The organism is Bradyrhizobium guangxiense, from assembly GCF_004114915.1.
Classification (GTDB): Bacteria; Pseudomonadota; Alphaproteobacteria; order Rhizobiales; family Xanthobacteraceae; genus Bradyrhizobium; species Bradyrhizobium guangxiense.
Genome location: NZ_CP022219.1, coordinates 2,735,855 through 2,752,646 on the forward strand (window position 1 = coordinate 2,735,855; position 16,792 = coordinate 2,752,646).

Annotated in this window: 19 protein-coding genes; 11 read left to right on the forward strand and 8 right to left on the reverse strand. The window is 64.9% G+C overall.

Going from position 1 to position 16,792, the window contains the following annotated elements:
* The first annotated feature begins 50 nt into the window (after positions 1–50).
* Positions 51–953 (forward strand): hypothetical protein, encoded by a 903-nt coding sequence (locus tag X268_RS40030; protein WP_245477874.1) that lies wholly within the window; start codon positions 51–53, stop codon positions 951–953.
* Positions 954–1,170: 217 nt separating this feature from the next.
* Here the strand turns inward: X268_RS40030 and rpsR are convergent, their stop codons facing one another.
* Entirely contained in the window at positions 1,171–1,410 is a 240-nt protein-coding gene (gene rpsR, locus X268_RS12785; protein ID WP_007592020.1) for a 30S ribosomal protein S18, read from the reverse strand.
* Between the two features lie 5 nt (positions 1,411–1,415).
* The gene (gene rpsF, locus X268_RS12790; RefSeq protein WP_128925290.1) at positions 1,416–1,883 is read right to left on the reverse strand and encodes a 30S ribosomal protein S6; all 468 of its coding nucleotides are present in this window, start codon (positions 1,881–1,883) and stop codon (positions 1,416–1,418) included.
* Between the two features lie 335 nt (positions 1,884–2,218).
* Here rpsF and X268_RS12795 point away from each other — a divergent pair, with 335 nt between their 5' ends.
* The 9 genes from X268_RS12795 to gmk all read left to right on the forward strand — a co-directional run bounded on the left by X268_RS12795 (position 2,219) and on the right by gmk (position 10,837).
* Complete coding sequence (locus X268_RS12795) at positions 2,219–2,917, forward strand: TetR/AcrR family transcriptional regulator C-terminal domain-containing protein (RefSeq protein WP_128925291.1); 699 nt, start codon at positions 2,219–2,221, stop codon at positions 2,915–2,917.
* A gap of 3 nt (positions 2,918–2,920) precedes the next feature.
* Complete coding sequence (locus X268_RS12800; protein ID WP_128925292.1) at positions 2,921–3,946, forward strand: fatty acid desaturase family protein; 1,026 nt, start codon at positions 2,921–2,923, stop codon at positions 3,944–3,946.
* Positions 3,947–4,136: 190 nt separating this feature from the next.
* A complete protein-coding gene (fabD, locus tag X268_RS12805) occupies positions 4,137–5,096 on the forward strand; it encodes an ACP S-malonyltransferase (protein WP_128925293.1) in 960 nt (319 codons plus the stop codon).
* A gap of 10 nt (positions 5,097–5,106) precedes the next feature.
* The gene (gene fabG / locus X268_RS12810; protein ID WP_128925294.1) at positions 5,107–5,844 is read left to right on the forward strand and encodes a 3-oxoacyl-[acyl-carrier-protein] reductase; all 738 of its coding nucleotides are present in this window, start codon (positions 5,107–5,109) and stop codon (positions 5,842–5,844) included.
* 315 nt (positions 5,845–6,159) lie between these two features.
* Positions 6,160–6,399, forward strand: a complete 240-nt coding sequence (locus X268_RS12815) for an acyl carrier protein (RefSeq protein ID WP_008130699.1) — start codon at positions 6,160–6,162, stop codon at positions 6,397–6,399.
* Positions 6,400–6,507: 108 nt separating this feature from the next.
* The gene (gene fabF, locus X268_RS12820) at positions 6,508–7,773 is read left to right on the forward strand and encodes a beta-ketoacyl-ACP synthase II (RefSeq protein WP_128925295.1); all 1,266 of its coding nucleotides are present in this window, start codon (positions 6,508–6,510) and stop codon (positions 7,771–7,773) included.
* A 123-nt stretch (positions 7,774–7,896) separates the two neighbouring features.
* Positions 7,897–9,171 (forward strand): endolytic transglycosylase MltG, encoded by a 1,275-nt coding sequence (mltG, locus tag X268_RS12825; RefSeq protein WP_128925296.1) that lies wholly within the window; start codon positions 7,897–7,899, stop codon positions 9,169–9,171.
* Positions 9,172–9,286: 115 nt separating this feature from the next.
* Positions 9,287–10,174: a YicC/YloC family endoribonuclease gene (locus tag X268_RS12830; RefSeq protein WP_128925297.1), complete on the forward strand. Its 888-nt coding sequence runs from the start codon at positions 9,287–9,289 to the stop codon at positions 10,172–10,174.
* A gap of 3 nt (positions 10,175–10,177) precedes the next feature.
* Complete coding sequence (gene gmk, locus X268_RS12835) at positions 10,178–10,837, forward strand: guanylate kinase (protein ID WP_128925298.1); 660 nt, start codon at positions 10,178–10,180, stop codon at positions 10,835–10,837.
* Here gmk and X268_RS12840 read toward each other — a convergent pair.
* The 4 genes from X268_RS12840 to X268_RS12855 form a co-directional block, all read right to left on the reverse strand.
* The gene (locus X268_RS12840; RefSeq protein ID WP_164937695.1) at positions 10,770–11,918 is read right to left on the reverse strand and encodes a hypothetical protein; all 1,149 of its coding nucleotides are present in this window, start codon (positions 11,916–11,918) and stop codon (positions 10,770–10,772) included. The genes gmk and X268_RS12840 overlap by 68 nt on opposite strands.
* Before the next feature lie 151 nt (positions 11,919–12,069).
* Positions 12,070–12,564 (reverse strand): hypothetical protein, encoded by a 495-nt coding sequence (locus X268_RS12845; protein ID WP_128925300.1) that lies wholly within the window; start codon positions 12,562–12,564, stop codon positions 12,070–12,072.
* A 25-nt stretch (positions 12,565–12,589) separates the two neighbouring features.
* Complete coding sequence (locus tag X268_RS12850; RefSeq protein WP_128925301.1) at positions 12,590–13,936, reverse strand: caspase family protein; 1,347 nt, start codon at positions 13,934–13,936, stop codon at positions 12,590–12,592.
* A gap of 123 nt (positions 13,937–14,059) precedes the next feature.
* Positions 14,060–14,749, reverse strand: coding sequence for a hypothetical protein (locus X268_RS12855; protein ID WP_128925302.1), 690 nt, complete (start codon positions 14,747–14,749; stop codon positions 14,060–14,062).
* Between the two features lie 324 nt (positions 14,750–15,073).
* Between X268_RS12855 and X268_RS12860 the strand changes: the two genes are divergently transcribed.
* Positions 15,074–15,688, forward strand: a complete 615-nt coding sequence (locus X268_RS12860; protein WP_128925303.1) for a cupin — start codon at positions 15,074–15,076, stop codon at positions 15,686–15,688.
* Between the two features lie 34 nt (positions 15,689–15,722).
* Here X268_RS12860 and X268_RS12865 read toward each other — a convergent pair whose 3' ends face one another.
* The gene (locus X268_RS12865; protein WP_128925304.1) at positions 15,723–16,424 is read right to left on the reverse strand and encodes a Crp/Fnr family transcriptional regulator; all 702 of its coding nucleotides are present in this window, start codon (positions 16,422–16,424) and stop codon (positions 15,723–15,725) included.
* Between the two features lie 16 nt (positions 16,425–16,440).
* On the reverse strand, positions 16,441–16,680 hold the full coding sequence (locus X268_RS12870; protein ID WP_128925305.1) for a hypothetical protein: 240 nt from the start codon (positions 16,678–16,680) through the stop codon (positions 16,441–16,443).
* Between the last annotated feature and the right edge of the window lie 112 nt (positions 16,681–16,792).

The following is a 16,792-nucleotide window of genomic DNA, read 5'->3' on the forward strand; positions in this document are numbered from 1 at the left end:
TGCCGATCCTTGTCGTCTGGACGAGCGCGCCAGTCCCGGCCGACGGTCTGATGGTCGTCGTTCGGCGCGGCCTGGCCGGCGTGATCGGCTTCGCCGCCCTGAGCCTTCCAGTCGCGTCCGATCGTGACGTCCTCCGCGCGGCTGCGATCCTGCTCGCGCGACTGTTCCGACTGCTGCGGCGACTGAGGTTGCTGGACAGGGGTGGACTGCGCTTGTGCCGCGCCTCCGCCGAATACGAAGGCCAGCAAGATAGCGGACAAAAGGGCAGCCGGTGCAGAGTTTCTCATGATGGTCTCCCTTCCTCGCTGGAGGTGTGCACCAACTCGCACACGGGGGCTTTGTTCGGAGAGTCCGCGCGTAAGAAACAGGATAAAGGCAATGCGAAGATCAACATGCCCAGGCGCTTCCCCGCTGAACGCTTTGCGCGCGTGGGGCTTGCCTCGGCGCTCTTGCCGGTTTTGCTGATGGGAGGTAACGCCGTGGCCAACACCCTAAACTTTGACAGCACTCCTGCCGGAATGCCGCCGGAAGGTTGGACTTTGACGAAGACCGGCCAGGGACAATCGAAATGGACCGTCGAGGCCGACGCCACGGCACCGAGCAAGCCGAACGTGCTCAAGCAATCCGGACGAGCGACCTTCCCGGTAGCCATCAAGAACGATTCCAGTGTCCGTGACGGCTTCGTGGAGGTCAAATTCAAGGCTGTCGCCGGATCAGAGGATCGCGCAGCAGGCATCATCTGGCGCGCCAAAGACGCGGACAATTACTACGTCGTCCGGGCCAACGCGCTGGAGGACAACGTAGTGCTCTACAAGACCATCAAAGGCGTTCGAACATCGCTCGACATTGTCGGACGCAAGGGGGGTTATGGCGTCAGCACGCCGGTGGCGTCCCGGGCAATGGCACGCGCTACGTTGCGACTTCACGGGAAGCCGGTTCAAGGTGACCTATGATGGGAAGCAGATATTCGAGGTGGAGGACAGTACGATTTCTGACGCTGGCATGATCGGCTTGTGGACCAAGGCGGATAGTGCGACCCTGTTCGATGATCTGGCATATGGCGAGATCAAGTAGCCCGTCGCTCAGCTCTGGCGGTCGGCGACCCAGAAGCCTTATGAGTTCGAAAAGTTGCGACCGGCGGCGCGATGGCCGCCGGTCGAATTGGTCGTGTCAGCGAATGACGTAAGGCAACAGGCCCAGGAAGCGCGCGCGCTTGATGGCGCGGGCGAGCTCACGCTGCTTCTTCGCGGACACCGCGGTGATGCGGCTCGGCACGATCTTGCCGCGCTCGGAGACGTAACGCATCAGCAGCTTGGAGTCCTTGTAGTCGATCTTGGGAGCGTTGGCGCCCGTGAACGGGCAGCTCTTGCGACGACGGAAAAACGGGCGACGTGCACCAGCTTCAGCCATTGTTCTTACTCCCCATCCGTGGTTTCAGCTTCATCGCGCGGGCGGCGCGGACCGCGATCGCCGCGGAAACCGCCCTCGCGGTCGCCGCGGAAGCCGCCCTCACGCTCACCGCGGAAGCCGCCGCCACGATCGTCACGCTCGCGATCGCGATCGGCCTTGCGCATCATCGCGGACGGGCCTTCCTCGAGCTCCTCGACGCGGACGCTGAGATAGCGGATCACGTCTTCGCTGATGCGCTCCTGGCGCTCGATCTCGGCGATCGCCGCGGACGGCGCGTCGATGTTGAGCAGCACGAAGTGCGCCTTGCGGTTCTTGTTCATGCGGTAGGTGAGGGAGCGCACGCCCCAATTCTCGGTCTTGGTGACCTTGCCGCCGAGATTCTCGACGATGCCGGTCATCTGCGCAGTCAGCTCTTCGACCTGCTGCGTGCTCGCGTCCTGGCGCGCGAGAAAAACATGCTCATAAAGAGCCATGGTGGTCCTTTCCTCGTGTTGGCGCATCGCCCGGCGTCAAGCCCTTAAGAGGCCTTCGGAAAGGACTCTGGGATTAAGCTCAGAAGGCGGAAACACGGGACGACGGGCCGACTGGCCCTGCCACACCAAAATCACGAATGATTTGCTGAGACCGTCCGTTCAGCTCCCGGCCGGGGTCTGCGGATGCGCGCCTTATACGGATTTTGGCCGACTTGGCAAGGTTGGAGCGCCCGTTTTCGACCAAGCGGCCGCTGGCAGGGCGGCCAAACCCATCCTCCCGTACCGGCTTGACCTATTTGTTTGTATATCATACAAAGAATGGGTCGGAGGTGCTGATGGCGGGTGAATCGATCAAGGCTCCGTTCGAGCCGTCGGCGGGCGATCCGAAGCACGCCGCGCGCGCCACGCGGTCGGCCGGCCGCAAGATGCGCTCGCTGCTGCTCGATGCGGCAAGCCCGCTGTTTCGGGAGCGGGGGCTGTCGGGCACGGCGATCACCGACATCGCGGCCGCCGCGGACGCATTCCCGAGCCAGATCACCTACTATTTCCGGACCAAGGAGGCGTTGTTCGTCGAATGCGCCTGCCGCGACCTCTTGTATCTGGCGCGCGCGACCGAGCAGGCGGCACTGAAGGCGCGGACGCCACGGGAATACACCCACGCGCTGGCGGAGACCGTGACAGCAAGCGATTCCGTCGCCTTTTTCGCCGAAGCGCTGACATTGACGCGACGCCGGCAGGATCTTGCCCCGCTGGTCGAGCGCACCATCGAGCGCCTGCACAGCGAAGGCGCGCGGGCCTATGCGAGCCAGGTGGCGCGGCACGGCTGGCGCTCGCTGCGTGCGCCCGACGAAAGCTCGCGGCGTTTCTGGGCGGTCGCCATTGGCGTCATCCTCGAAGGCTATGCGATGGGCCGCTCGCCCGAGGAGCTCTGCGCCGAGATGCTGCGCGTGCTCGGCGAGCAGGCGAAATCCACCGGCGATACCGCGCGGCTGCGGCTTGTCGAGGATGCATCACATTCGGATGAGGAGGGGTAGGCCATGACCGCGCTTCGCATGCGTGCCCGCGATTTCCTGACCGACGACCAGCTTGCCGATGTGCGCCAGCGTGTGACCTGGAAAGGCGTCGCGCTGATCGCGCATGCCTGGGCGCTGATCGCTGCCGCCGCCGCGCTGGTCGCGTGGTGGCCCAATCCGCTCACCTACGTCCTCGCCGTCGCGATCATCGGCTCGCGCCCACTCGGCCTTGCGATCCTGATGCATGACGGCGCGCATGGCTGCCTGTCCGCCGACGAGAGGACCAATCTGGCCCTGAGCCAGTGGTTCTGCGCCTATCCGCTGTTTGCGGAGACGCGCAGCTACCGGCGCTATCACCTGCAGCATCATGCGCGCACGCAGCAGGAGGATGATCCCGACCTCGTGCTGTCGGCGCCGTTTCCGATCACGAAGCTGAGCTACCGCCGCAAGTTCATTCGCGACATCACCGGACAGACCGGCTATCAGCAGCGCAAGGCGCAGCTGCTCAACGCGCTCGGTTCGAAGGAGTGGCCGTGGCGCCAGCGCGCCTCGTATTTCTGGGACAAGCTCGGCCCGCAATGCATCGTCAATGCCGTGATGTTCGCTGGCCTCGCGGCGGCCGGCGTGTGGTGGGCCTATCCACTGCTATGGCTGGGGCCGCTGCTCACCTGGATGATGGTCATCACCCGCATCCGTAACATCGCCGAGCATGCCGTCGTCCCCGACAGCAACGATCCCCTGCGCAACACCCGCACCACGCACGCCAATTTTCTCGAGCGCCTGTTCATCGCGCCGTATTACGTGAACTATCACCTCGAGCATCATCTGCTGTTCTACGTACCCTGCTACAATCTGCCGAAGGTGCATCGGCTGCTCAGCGTAAGCCGGCATGCCGGCCGCATGGAGGTGCAGCCGGGCTATGCCGCGGTGCTCAGGCTTGCGACGGCGAAGCCCGATCGGGATGACCGGCCGGGTCAATTGGTGAACAGCGCGCGCCGTGCCCAGGCGGGGGTGAAGGTCGACGCCAACCAGACCGCCGGCGGGTTCTGATGCGGCGTATCCCCAGTTGAATGCCGGCCGGGCTTCCCATCTCGGCTTGACAGTCCGGCCCCGGACAGTGTCTACGGCCCTCCTTTGGAGCACGATCCGGAACCATGGCCCAAGGAACTAGGCCACAAGGCCGCGCGTAATCGGCTGCCGGTTCTAGCAGGGATCGTGCCCGACAAAGCAGGGAGCGCCGATGACGGCAGCATTCACATTTCCGGGACAGGGGTCCCAGGCGGTCGGCATGGGCAAGGCCTTGGCCGACGCCTTTCCGGTCGCGCGCGCCGTGTTCGACGAGGTCGATGCCGCGCTGTCCGAGAAGCTGACGGCGGTGATCTGGGATGGTCCGGCCGAAACCCTGCAGCTCACCGAAAATGCCCAGCCGGCGCTGATGGCGGTGTCTGTCGCCACCCTGCGCGTGCTGGAGGCCGAGGCTGGTTTTTCCGTGGGACGGGACGCGGCCTTCGTCGCCGGCCACTCGCTCGGTGAATATTCGGCGCTGGCCGCCGCCGGCAGCCTGACGGTCTCGGATACCGCCCGCCTGCTTCGCACCCGCGGTCTCGCAATGCAAAAGGCCGTCCCGGTTGGCGCTGGCGCAATGGCCGCGCTGCTCGGGCTCGACTATGAGGCCGCCATGGAGGTGGCCAATGAGGCGGCGCAGGGGCAGGTCTGCCAGGCCGCGAACGACAATGGCGGCGGCCAGGTCGTCGTCTCCGGCGACAAGGCCGCGGTTGATCGCGCCGTCGAGATCGCCAAGACCAAGGGCGCCAAGCGCGCGATGCTGCTGCCGGTGTCCGCCCCGTTCCATTGCAAGCTGATGCAGCCTGCCGCCGACGCCATGGCCGAAGCGCTGTCGAAGGTCACTATCAAGGCGCCGGCCGCGCCGCTGGTGTCGAACGTGCTGGCGAGCGCCATCACCGATCCCGACGAGATCCGACGCCGCCTGGTCGAGCAGGTCACGGGAACGGTGCGCTGGCGCGAGTCGGTTGCCTATATGGCAGGGCAGGGCGTCACCCGTTTCTTCGAGATCGGCGCCGGCAAGGTGCTGACCGGTCTCGTCAAGCGCATTGCGGACGGCGCCGTCGGCATTGCCGTCGGCGGTCCCAACGACATTGCCGCCGCCAAAGAAGCCTTGGCCGCCGCGAAGCAGGGGTGAGGAGTTATCGATGTTCGATCTGACTGGCAAAAAGGCGCTCGTCACCGGCGCGACCGGCGGCATCGGCGGCGCGATCGCGCAGGCGCTGCATGCGCAGGGCGCGACCGTTGCGATTTCGGGAACGCGCAAGGAAGTGCTGGATGAGCTCGCCGGCAAGCTTGGCGAACGCGTCTTTGTGCTGCCGTGCAATCTCTCCAAGGCCGACGAGGTCGAAGCGCTGGTGCCGGCGGCGGAAGCCGCGATGGGCCAGGTCGACATCCTCATCGCCAATGCCGGCATCACCCGCGACAATCTCTTCGTGCAGCTGCGTGACGAGGATTGGGAGGAGGTCATCAACGTCAACTTGACCGCGACCTTCCGCCTGGCACGCGCCGCCACCAAGCTGATGATGCGCAAACGCTTCGGCCGCATCATCGCCATCACCTCGATCGTCGGCGTCACCGGCAATCCGGGGCAGGGCAACTACACCGCGTCGAAGGCGGGCCTGATCGGCATGATCAAGACGCTGGGCGCCGAATACGCCAAGCGCGGCGTGACCGCGAACTGCATCGCGCCTGGCTTCATCAAGACGCCGATGACCGACGCGCTCAACGACAAGCAGCGCGAAACGATTCTGGCCAAGGTTCCGGCTGCGCGTTTGGGGACGCCGGAGGACATCGCGGCGGCCGCTGTGTACCTGAGTTCGAACGAAGCGGCCTACGTCACCGGCCAGACCATCCACGTCAACGGCGGCATGGCCATGATCTGAAGCCTTCGTTCCGCACTGCCCACATGGGCGGTGCGGGATGCGGCAAACGGCCGTTTTCGGAGCGAAATGAGGCTTGTAGTCAAGGCAGTTGAAGTGTGATAACCGGACCCTCAACGGATGGGCAAAGAACGCCATTGCAGGTTTTTGAAACCCTGTATATTGGCGATGCGGAGCCTTGGCCGTCGTTCGCCGGGCCCTGTATCGGTTAAGATGGGGCCAAATCAAAGTTCGTAAGCGAAGGCAAAGTAACACGACCACGACGGCTCGTATCGTCCCGGGGGGTCGGGTCTACAGGGAACAACACGAGGTTAAGCAATGAGTGACATTGGCGAGCGGGTTAAGAAGATCGTGGTCGAACACCTTGGTGTTGAACCCGAGAAGGTTGTCGACGCTGCGAGCTTCATCGACGACCTCGGCGCCGACAGTCTGGACACCGTCGAGCTGGTGATGGCGTTCGAAGAGGAATTCGGTTGCGAGATTCCGGACGACGCCGCGGAAACGATTCTCACCGTCGGCGATGCCACGAAGTTTCTCGAGAAGAACGCGAAGAGCTAAGGCTCTTCATTTTCGCGGGGACAACATTGAAACCGGACGGGCCGCTTGCCAGCGGTCAGCCGGTTTCTTGTTATTGGCCGTGAATCTTTCGATGCGGAGTTTTCGGATATGAGGCGGGTTGTCGTCACGGGTCTCGGCATGGTCTCGCCACTCGGCTGCGGCGTCGAGCCGACCTGGAAGCGCATCCTCAACGGCGAAAGCGGTGCGCGCAGGATCGAGAGCTTCGATGTCTCCGATCTCCAGACCAAGATCGCCTGCACGGTCGTGCGCGGCGACGGCTCCAACGACACCTTCAATCCCGACAAATGGATGGAACCGAAGGACCAGCGCAAGGTCGACGACTTCATCATCTTCGGCATGGCCGCGGCCGGCCAGGCGCTCGACGACGCCAACTGGCACCCCGAGACCGAAGAGGACAAGTGCGCCATCGGCACCATGATTGGGTCCGGCATCGGCGGCCTCAACGGCATTGCCGACACCGCGATCCTCCTGAAGGAGCGCGGACCGCGCCGGGTGTCGCCGTTCTTCATTCCCGGCCGCCTGATCAATCTCGCCTCCGGCTACGTCTCGATCGCGCACGGGCTGAAGGGACCGAACCATTCGGTGGTCACGGCCTGCTCGACCGGCGCGCACGCGGTCGGCGATGCCGCGCGCCTGATCGCGCTCGGCGATGCCGATGTGATGGTCGCGGGCGGTGCGGAATCGCCGATCAGCCGCATCGGCATTGCCGGCTTCAACGCCGCGCGTGCGCTCTCGACCGGCTTCAACGAGACGCCCGAGAAGGCCTCGCGCCCCTACGACAAGGACCGCGACGGCTTTGTCATGGGCGAGGGGGCTGGCGTTCTGGTGCTCGAGGAGCTCGAGCACGCGCAGCGTCGCGGCGCCAGAATCTACGCCGAGGTGATCGGCTACGGTCTGTCGGGCGATGCCTATCACATCACGTCGCCGTCGCCCGATGGCGATGGCGGTTTCCGCAGCATGTCGGCCGCGCTGAAGCGTGCCGGCCTGACGCCGTTCGATCTCGACTACATCAACGCGCACGGCACCTCGACACCGCTCGGCGATGAAATCGAGCTCGGTGCAGTCGAGCGTCTGCTCGGCAATGCTGCCTCCAAGGTTGCGATGTCCTCGACCAAATCGTCGACGGGTCATCTGCTCGGCGCGGCCGGTGCGATCGAGGCGATCTTCGCCATTCTCGCGATTCGCGATAATGTCGTTCCGCCGACGATCAATCTCGACAATCCGTCGGTCGAGACTGCGATCGATCTGGTGCCGCACACGCCGAAGAAGCGAGAGGTCAACGTCGCCTTGTCGAACTCTTTTGGTTTTGGCGGCACCAATGCGTCGGTGATCGTCCGGCGCTTCACCAATTAGTTTGTGTTTGAGACGAATCCACCGTTTTGCCGTATTCGGCGATAGTCATGGAAGTGGGCGTGCATTTGGCCTGGCAAGCGATTGTCGGGTCGCTATTGAACCGGCAGGATTCAGGTTGCTTCGATGAGTGAAAGGCCGCCCATTTCCCCCCGGAGTCCGCGGGCAGCGCTGGAGCCCGAGCAGCTCCCGCCGCCGCCGAAGCGATCGGACCGCGCGCGCAATCCGTTGGTGGTCGTCGGCAACGCCATCATCACCCTTCTGCTGATCGCCATGCTCGGCGCCGGCGGGGTCTATTATTACGGCCGGCAGGTGCTCGAGGCGCCGGGGCCGCTGAAGGAAGACAAGATCGTCAACATCCCGCAGCGTGCGGGCAAGCGTGACATCGCCGAGACGCTGAACCGGGAAGGCGTGACCGACGTCAATCCCTGGGTGTTCATCGCCAGCGTTGCCGCGTTGAAGGCGAGCTCGGATCTCAAGCCGGGTGAATATGCGTTCCAGAAGAGCGCCTCGCTCCGCGACGTCATCGCCACCATCGTCGAGGGCAAGGTGGTGCAGCATGCCGTCACGATTCCGGAAGGCCTGACCTCCGAGCAGATCGTGGCGCGCCTGTCCGACAACGACATCTTCACCGGCAGCGTGCGCGAGCTGCCGCGCGAGGGCACGCTGTTGCCGGAGACCTACAAGTTCCCGCGTGGCACGCCGCGCGAGCAGGTGATCCAGCGCATGCAGCAGGCGCACAAGCGTGTGCTCGCCGAGATCTGGGAGCGGCGCAACCAGGACATTCCGGTCAAGACGCCGGAGCAGCTGGTGACGCTGGCCTCGATCGTGGAAAAGGAGACCGGCAAGCCCGACGAGCGCAGTCGCGTCGCTGCGGTGTTCGTCAACCGCCTGAAACAGCGGATCAAGCTGCAGTCCGATCCGACCATCATCTATGGCCTCGTCGGCGGCAAGGGCACGCTCGGCCGGCCGATCAAGCGCAGCGAGATCACGCAGCCTTCGCCCTACAATACCTATGTGATCGAGGGCCTGCCGCCGGGGCCGATCTCCAATCCCGGCCGAGCCTCGCTGGAGGCTGCCGCCAATCCGGCCCGCACCCGCGACCTCTATTTCGTCGCCGACGGCACCGGCGGGCATGCCTTCACCGAGACCTACGACGCGCACCAGAAAAACGTCGCCAAGCTGCGCGCGATGGAAAAGCAGATCCAGAACGACACGGTCGAGCCGGCCGAGGAGGCGCAGCCGCCAGCTGCCGCCGCGCCCGGGGCCACCGATACGCCGACCGCGACAACGCCGGCCCGGCCCAATCAGCAGAAGAAGCCCCCGGCCGCGCGCCCCGCAAATCCGGCACCGGCGCGGCAGGGCGCGGTGCAACCCTCGCCGCCGGTGGTCCAGCGCTAGGCGCGTTGCAGACCTGCTTGCGGGACTTTGCGGATTCCACTTTCCTGCAAAATAGTCTTAAGATTCGCGTGGCTTGATGCCTCGCGAATCCCGTGTTTCTGGAGAATTTGACCTGATGGCGCTGTCGTCCATGACCGGCTTTGCGAGATGCCACGGTGCAAGCGGGCCGTACACGTTCGAGTGGGAATTGAAGTCGGTCAACGCCAAGGGCTTTGACCTCAGGGTGCGGCTGCCGCAAGGGTTCGACGAGCTCGAGGCCCACGCCAAGAAGCGCGCCGGCGAGCTTTTGTCGCGCGGCACCGTCTACGCCAATCTCAACGTCAAGCGCACCAACGCGGCCGCCACGGTCCGCGTCAACGAGGACGTGCTCAACGCCGTCCTGAAGGCGGCCGCGCTGATCTCCGGCAAGGTCGACGCGGTCGCGCCCAGCATCGACGGCCTGCTCGCCATCAAGGGGGTTGTCGAGGTCGCCGAGCCCGAGGGCGACGAGGAGGAGGACAAGGCCGCGCGCGCCGCTGCCGCCGAGGCCTTCGACAAGGCGCTCGACGAGCTCGTCGCGATGCGCAAGCGCGAGGGCACTTCGCTCGGCCAGATCCTGACCCAGCGGGTGGACGAGATCGAGCAGCTGGCGAAAAAGGCGGAAGCCGCCCCCGGCCGCAAGCCCGAGGCGATCAAGGCGAGACTCGCCGAGCAGATCGCGACGCTGCTCGACACCTCCGACCGCTTCGATTCCGACCGCCTGATGCAGGAAGCGATCCTGATCGCCACCAAGGCCGACATCCGCGAGGAGCTCGACCGCATCGCCTCCCACATCGCGCAGGCGCGCGAGCTGATCGGCAAGGGCGGCCCGATCGGCCGCAAGCTCGACTTCCTGGCGCAGGAGTTTCACCGCGAGGTCAACACCTGCTGCTCGAAGTCGAACGACATCGAGCTGACCAATACGGGCCTCGCCATGAAGAACGTGGTCGAGCAGTTCCGCGAGCAGGTCCAGAATTTGGAGTGATCGATGACGACGGGCGGTCACGGAACTGACGGTGTCGAGCGGCGTGGATTGATGTTCGTGCTGTCCTCGCCCTCGGGCGCAGGCAAGACGACGCTGTCGCGGATGTTGATTGCAGAGACACCAGGTCTCCAGATGTCAGTCTCAGCGACAACGCGCCCAATGCGGCCGGGTGAGGTCGAGGGTAAGGACTACTTCTTCGTCGATCAGAAACGTTTCGAGCTTATGGTCGAGAACGGCGAGTTGCTTGAATGGGCGCATGTGTTCGGAAACCGATATGGCACGCCGCGCGGTCCAGTCGAAGCCGCGCTAGCCTCTGGTAGGGACGTACTGTTTGACATCGACTGGCAGGGGACCCAGCAGCTTCGAGATCGCTCAGGAAAGGACGTCGTCAGCGTATTTATTTTGCCACCATCTGTCGCCGCTCTTGAGCAGCGATTGCACACCCGCGCCCAAGATTCAGACGAAGTTATTCGTGGGCGGATGAAAAAGGCCGGCGACGAGATGAGCCATTTCGACGCCTATGACTACATTGTCGTCAACGACAACATAGGCATTGCCTTTGAAGCCGTACGATCAATCCTCCGAGCGGAACAGCTCAAGCGCGAACGCCAGGTCGGTCTTGAGGGCTTCGTGCGAGGACTGCGGAATCAGCTAGAGAAGTAGTAGGCTGCGGCAGCCGCGGCCCTTGCTTCCCCAGCCGTTCCAGCATCGCGGTGATCACGTCGACGTCGACGGCGTCCTCGACCTGCATATCCTCGTTGCGACGGTCGTCATCCCGAGCGACCGGCTTTTCGTCGTCGGTCTCCTTGGCGGCGTTCCGCGGCGGCGAGGCTTCGATCTCGAACTGTCCGTTGAAGATGTCAGCCTTGCCGACCTCTGCGGCCGCGTTGCGAATGACGGCGGATCGGGGCGCGATCCTGCCGATCTCCTTGGTGGACGCGGCGAGTTGCGCGGTCTGCGGTCGTAGTTCATCGAAGTCGATGGGGGCCGGCTGCGCGCGCGCTGTGGCGGCGGCAGTCGCACCGAGCCAGGGTGCGCGGCTTCCGTCGTGGTCCTGCGGCGACCAATCGTCCCAATGCCCGCGGCGGTCGGCGGTCTGGACGCGGACGCGTCCGCCGGCGAACCGGTAGATGATGCTGGCGAGGATGCCCGCGAGCGCCAGCGCGCCGCCGATCACGAGCATCAGCATCTGCAGCGAGCCGCTGGACTTGTCGCTCGTGCCTTCGGCGGCGGGCGCGAGCGGGGCAGGGGATTTTGACGGTTTCGCGTTCGGCTGCGCGGCGACTGCGACCGTGGTTGGCTCCGGCTGTTGCGCGTTGGTCTCGGCGACGCTGCTCGGCGGCTGCGGCGCGACCGCGGGCGCATTCGCTGTAGCCGGCGCCGTCACGTTCCGCGTGCCAAGTGCGGCATTCGTCTGCGGCGCGATATATTCGGCGCGCGCGTCTTGCACTGCCTGCGACGGTGCTGCATCCGCCTCGGAGGCGTCGGTCGTTGCTTGCGCGGTCTGGGAGGCTTTGCCGCCGGCGGCGCGCAGGTACCAGCACTGTCGCTTGGTCGTGCGCTCAAGGCGATAGAACCAGTGCTGGCCCTGCGGCGCGGCGCCCTTCGGCGTGGCCAGGCATTCAGCAGCCGGGCTGGCCGTGCCCGATGCGGTCGGCGCGTTCTGCGACACGGCGGCCAGCGGCGCGCCGGCAATGACGCTGCCAACCAGCGCGGATACGAACTTTGCGGTGCGGTTGCCCATCCTGGTCTCCCGGTTACGCATGACGCAACTCTCAACCACCCTTTGTCATCAAAGACTTGGGTGGCAATGAGCCGCAAATCCGGAGAGGATGTGGCTTGAATTGGGCCTGCACGATGTTCGTTCCGCAGCGAAATCGGGCGTCTTGGCGGCGCTATTGTTTCGTCGAACTCCAGGTTCCGCCACAGCCGTCCGAGCGGCGCCAGGTTCCGGACCCGCTGCGTGCGCCGAGATGGCCGGCGCCCGTGAAGGTCACACCGTCGCCTTGACCGACGGTGCTAACCGCGCCGCTCGCGCTGACCGTGCCGCTGACGCCCTGGCCGATGACCTTGCCCGAGGAGACCACGACCGCGCCGGACGTGGTGCCGCCGCAGCCGATGCTGGTGACCACCCAGGCGCCGTCAAAGCTGCCGCCGCCACCTCCGCCGCCGCCTCGCCGCGACGACGAGCGCGATTCCTCCGCCGGCTTGCTCCGTCGCGCAGAGGGAGCGGGCTCGGCCGAGCGGTCCGAACGCGAGCCCGACAGCGATTTCTCGTCATTTCCGATCGAGCCGCCGGCGCTGCCGGACTGGGCCAAGGCGCAAGATACGGCGAGGGGAGCGGTGAGGAGGACGGCAACGGCAATCGTACGGACGACGGCAACGGGCATGCGCAAACATCCAAATGAAAAGGGATCAGCGGCCGGAGCCGTCCGCGCAGACCGCCCCGATAATGCGGCAAGCTTTGCCAGCCTTGCCGCATTCGTCAAGCGCGGCGTCCCGGGCGCGCTGCACGCCCTCGCGCTGGACCAGCGACCACGACTTGTCGGAGATCGCAAACGCGCCGCAGCTCTTGCCGTAGAACGACAGCTCGATCGGGCACTTGGCGCCGGCGCAATTGCCGCGCGCATCCGCCACCGCCGCGCGCCGTGAGGCGTGGTTCCAGGAGATGCCCCATTTGCTGCTGTCAGGCCCGTAGACGATCGAGCCCCAGGGCTTCAGATCCTCCATCCTGCGCATTCGCAGCAGCAGGCCTTCGGTCGGCTCCCCATTCGGAGCCATCGAGATCCGCTGCTGCAGCTTCGTGATCGCCCGCGTCAGGCCGTTGGGCGTGTCGGGGTCGAAATTGAGCTCGTAGAGCCGCTCGCTGAGCTCGCTGAGCAGCGCGGCATCGCGCAAGGGCACGTGGTCGGGATCGGCGCGCAGGCGCTCCGCGGGGAGCGGATCGGCCTGCATCGCCGCGACCTGCGGCGGCGCGGTTTGCGTTGGCGGCACGAAGTAGAACGTCCCGTCGATCGGCGAGGACGAGACCCACGGCTGCTGCGCGCCCGAAGTTGCGCGCTTCACGGCGAGGCCGACCTGGTTGAAGGTCTGGAACACGTCGAGGCCGGAGACGCGGATGGTCGTCGCCAGTGCCTTGGTATAGGGGCTGTGACCGTCGGTGCCGTCCTGGGCGACGTTGCCGGGCTGGGTCGCATAGGAGATCAGCGTGCCCTCGGGTGCGCGCATCTGTGCAAGGCCGCCGTCCGACGATCGCAAGCCGCGCGAGCCGAACGGGTTGTTGCGGCAGGCGTCGAGGATCACGAGGTTGAGGCGGGTCCCGGAGCCCTGCATCTGGCGCAGCACGAGATTGACGTCAGTCATCTGGAAATCGACGTCGGCCTCGCGCGTCGGATTGGCGCCGACCGGGACGAGATAGTTGGAGCCCGCGACCTGCACGCCGTGGCCGGCATAATAGAACAGCGCGACGTCGGCGCCCTGGACCTGCCGGCCAAAGTTCTGCACCGCGAGGTCCATCGCGCCCTTGTCGAGATCGAGCTGGGCGCGGCCGCCGACCAGGGTGAAGCCGAGCGCACCGAGCGTCTCCGCCATCAGGCTCGCGTCCTTGGACGGATTGTCGAGCGGTGTGATGTTCTTGTAGGCGGAGTTGCCGACCACAAGCGCGATGCGCTTCTCGGCCGATGCGTGAAGCGTCGTGGCTGCCAGCACGGCTGCGATCAGCCCGGCCCGCCGCAGGACGCGATTGAAAATCCTCGCGCGCATGAAATGCCCCAAAATAATGGCGGCACTCTACCAGCCCTGTGCGCGCGCGAAAAGCGGCGCGACGCTGCGGGCGAAGGAGCGTGACTCGGATCACAGCCGCGCGCTGCGCAGGGTCATCAATCGTTACGGTGATTGAACGCCTGCGAAAGCCATTGATCGCCCGGTCAAGACCTGCAGCCCACGCAACCTCAGGACAAGACCGGCACAAGCGAGCAGGATGCCCAGCAGCCCACCCCCCACGGTCGGGCCGGGCACGGCCGATACGATGCCCGGAGCACCGGTCAGGGTCGCAACGTCAGGGGATAGGCTGCCGCGGCAAACGCTAAGCGGATCATCGCCGGGGGCGCAGCCCACGAACTGGTAGTGTCCAGTTGCGCCCGGTTGAGTGATGAAGACTTTTTGGGAAAGGCTCGGTGTGCTCACCGTTATCGCATTCTCACCCGGCAGGCCTTCCCGCCACGTCACCAGGGTGTTGCCGGTCGCTATCGGAAACGTGCCGACTTGATCAACGAAGAAAGTGCCCGAGGTAAACCCAAGAAATTCGTATTGACCCGAAGAGAAGTCGATGAGCTGGTCCGCAGGCCCGCTGTCGAAGGAAAGGTGGAGTGCGAACTGAGAAGAAATGTTTTGGCTCGGCCCACACCCGCCAAGCGGATCGCAAACGAAACGGACACTTTCGGCCCGCCCTGAGATATCAAGTTGAATGATGCTCGCTGAGGCGCCTGAGATCCCGAGGAGGCAAACAAGCGGCGCTCCGAGTAGAAGTTTCCAAGTATGATACGCCCGTTTGAACCAATTCGGAAAGACACTCATCGAACCTCTCCTTCAAAGTTACTAGCTGCCGCAAAAGTGGTGCCGCGAAAATGTCTTGCGGCTTTGAGCCGGATCGGACCGCACGCACTGGACCCGCTGTCACCTCCGACCAATGTCGGCAGATACTCTCTTGCGTTTCTCCTGCCGCGACAAGCGTGGAGCCGACGGTCTGATCATGGAAACCCAGGGAGCCCTCCCGGTCGTTGAGGAAGATCAAGCTGGGCGATTTTCATCAGAAGCCGCTGTCCAGTCGCTTTGGAAAGCCTCTGGGGCTCTGGAAACCTATCGTCTCTGCTATCGTTATCTCGCGGCTGAGGAGAGGCCATGCCGATCAAGGACCAGATCAAGAATTTCGCCAAGAAGCTGGTGGAGGACCGTCCCGATGAGGCGACGCTACGGGCGTTGGTGCCTACGCGACAACCGGCCGCCCTCCGTTTTCGCGACGACGGCATCGTGCCGAACAATCCGAATTTTCCGGTGCTGTTCTATCGCGGCGCGGTGCAATTGAAGGGCCGGCGCTTTTCCCCCGACGTCATCATCGACACGCTGTTCGATACCAACGGCTGGGGCCGGTCATGGCGCGATACTGTCTATGACTTCGTCCACTACCATTCACAGATCCATGAAGTCATGGGCGTGGCGCGCGGCACAGCCAGGATCGAGTGCGGCGGCATCAAGGGCCGCATCCTCAATGTCAAGGCGGGGGACGTTCTGGTCCTGCCCGCGGGCACGGGACACCGGCTGATCGAGTCCAGCCGGGATTTTCTGGTCGTCGGCGCGTATCCGCAGAATGGAACCTATGACGAGTGCACCGACACGCGCGAACGTCCCGACGCCATCAAGCGCATCGCCAAGGTCCGCAAGCCCAAGACGGATCCGGTCATGGGAGCCGACGGTCCGCTGCTCGACGCGTGGCGGCGAGAGCGGCCGCGATCCTGAACGGAGAGAACGCCGGCGCATATAGCCGCAGCGTTCAGGTCAGATAGTCGGGCGTGAAATCCGCAAGCTGGCGCAGCTGCTCGGGTTGCAGCAGCTCGATCTCGCTGCCCTCCCAGGCGATCAATCCGCGATGCCTCAATTCCTGAATGGTGCGATTGACGTGGACGATCGACAGGCCGCAGGCGTCGGCGACGTGCCGCTGCGTCATCGGCATCTGGAAGCAGCCGTCCTTGAGAAGGCCGACCACCTCCAGCCTTGCAGCGAGCTCGCAGATGAGGTGCGCAACTTTTGGCAGCGCCGCCTGGGCACCGAGGCGGGCGATCCATTGCCGTGAGATCGCCGCATCGATCAGCGTCTCGCGCCAGAATGCGTGGGTCAAAGGGAGCGAGCCGTCGAGCAACTGACGGAGCTGGCTGTGCGCGACGGTGCCGACGATGCTCGGTCCGAGGGCGACGAGATCCGCATCCATCGGCGACACCAGCAGCGTGTGCAGGCACGGCATGTCGCCGGGGACGTGGAAGGCAAGGATCTGGCTGCGGTCGCCGACGATGCGCGACTGGTAGAGAAAGCCGCTCACGACGAAGACGCAGCGCGAAGCGGCCTCGCCGTGGCGCAGCACGATCTCGCCGTCGGCGACTGGCCGCAACGTGGATGGCAGGGCGGCGACCTGCCGGCGCTCCTCCTCGGGCAGGCTTGCGATCGCCTGGAGACGCGCGATGAACTTCGGATGCGGCATAAGCTCGCGCGATGCTTCAGTCGGCCCGCGGCCTCGATGCTTCGACGAAGCGCCGCGAGAGCTTGGCGAGGGTCCAGTCGGAGACCGGCGCAGAGCGGAACTCGCGGATGGCGCGGGCGAGTTCCTGATCGGACATCGGCCGGATCGGCTCCCGCAACGTGCCATTCCTGAAGGCATCGCTGATGCAGTCGAGGTGCGCGCTCCTTTCAGATGCGAACAGGCCGCGGATGCGTTCCAGAATGGTGGTAGGGCTCATGGGTGGGTAGGCTCGGCGCTCTGGGGGTGATCGGTATGGATGCGCCCGGGCCGGTCGCAAGCCGGTTAGCAACCTGTGCTTCCGATCAGCGTTCTAGTCCGCTGAACCCGAG

Excerpts from the sequence above, each read along its gene's own strand:
- X268_RS12815 (WP_008130699.1), top strand. The coding sequence starts at position 6,160 with ATGAGTGACATTGGCGAGCGGGTTAAGAAGATCGTGGTCGAACACCTT.
- fabD (WP_128925293.1), top strand. The coding sequence starts at position 4,137 with ATGACGGCAGCATTCACATTTCCGGGACAGGGGTCCCAGGCGGTCGGC.
- X268_RS12850 (WP_128925301.1), bottom strand. The coding sequence starts at position 13,936 with ATGCGCGCGAGGATTTTCAATCGCGTCCTGCGGCGGGCCGGGCTGATC.
- X268_RS12855 (WP_128925302.1), bottom strand. The coding sequence starts at position 14,749 with ATGAGTGTCTTTCCGAATTGGTTCAAACGGGCGTATCATACTTGGAAA.
- mltG (WP_128925296.1), top strand. The coding sequence starts at position 7,897 with ATGAGTGAAAGGCCGCCCATTTCCCCCCGGAGTCCGCGGGCAGCGCTG.
- X268_RS12830 (WP_128925297.1), top strand. The coding sequence starts at position 9,287 with ATGGCGCTGTCGTCCATGACCGGCTTTGCGAGATGCCACGGTGCAAGC.
- fabG (WP_128925294.1), top strand. The coding sequence starts at position 5,107 with ATGTTCGATCTGACTGGCAAAAAGGCGCTCGTCACCGGCGCGACCGGC.
- X268_RS12845 (WP_128925300.1), bottom strand. The coding sequence starts at position 12,564 with ATGCCCGTTGCCGTCGTCCGTACGATTGCCGTTGCCGTCCTCCTCACC.
- X268_RS40030 (WP_245477874.1), top strand. The coding sequence starts at position 51 with ATGGTCGTCGTTCGGCGCGGCCTGGCCGGCGTGATCGGCTTCGCCGCC.
- gmk (WP_128925298.1), top strand. The coding sequence starts at position 10,178 with ATGACGACGGGCGGTCACGGAACTGACGGTGTCGAGCGGCGTGGATTG.
- X268_RS12795 (WP_128925291.1), top strand. The coding sequence starts at position 2,219 with ATGGCGGGTGAATCGATCAAGGCTCCGTTCGAGCCGTCGGCGGGCGAT.
- X268_RS12800 (WP_128925292.1), top strand. The coding sequence starts at position 2,921 with ATGACCGCGCTTCGCATGCGTGCCCGCGATTTCCTGACCGACGACCAG.
- rpsR (WP_007592020.1), bottom strand. The coding sequence starts at position 1,410 with ATGGCTGAAGCTGGTGCACGTCGCCCGTTTTTCCGTCGTCGCAAGAGC.
- X268_RS12870 (WP_128925305.1), bottom strand. The coding sequence starts at position 16,680 with ATGAGCCCTACCACCATTCTGGAACGCATCCGCGGCCTGTTCGCATCT.
- X268_RS12840 (WP_164937695.1), bottom strand. The coding sequence starts at position 11,918 with ATGGGCAACCGCACCGCAAAGTTCGTATCCGCGCTGGTTGGCAGCGTC.
- X268_RS12860 (WP_128925303.1), top strand. The coding sequence starts at position 15,074 with ATGCCGATCAAGGACCAGATCAAGAATTTCGCCAAGAAGCTGGTGGAG.
- fabF (WP_128925295.1), top strand. The coding sequence starts at position 6,508 with ATGAGGCGGGTTGTCGTCACGGGTCTCGGCATGGTCTCGCCACTCGGC.
- X268_RS12865 (WP_128925304.1), bottom strand. The coding sequence starts at position 16,424 with ATGCCGCATCCGAAGTTCATCGCGCGTCTCCAGGCGATCGCAAGCCTG.
- rpsF (WP_128925290.1), bottom strand. The coding sequence starts at position 1,883 with ATGGCTCTTTATGAGCATGTTTTTCTCGCGCGCCAGGACGCGAGCACG.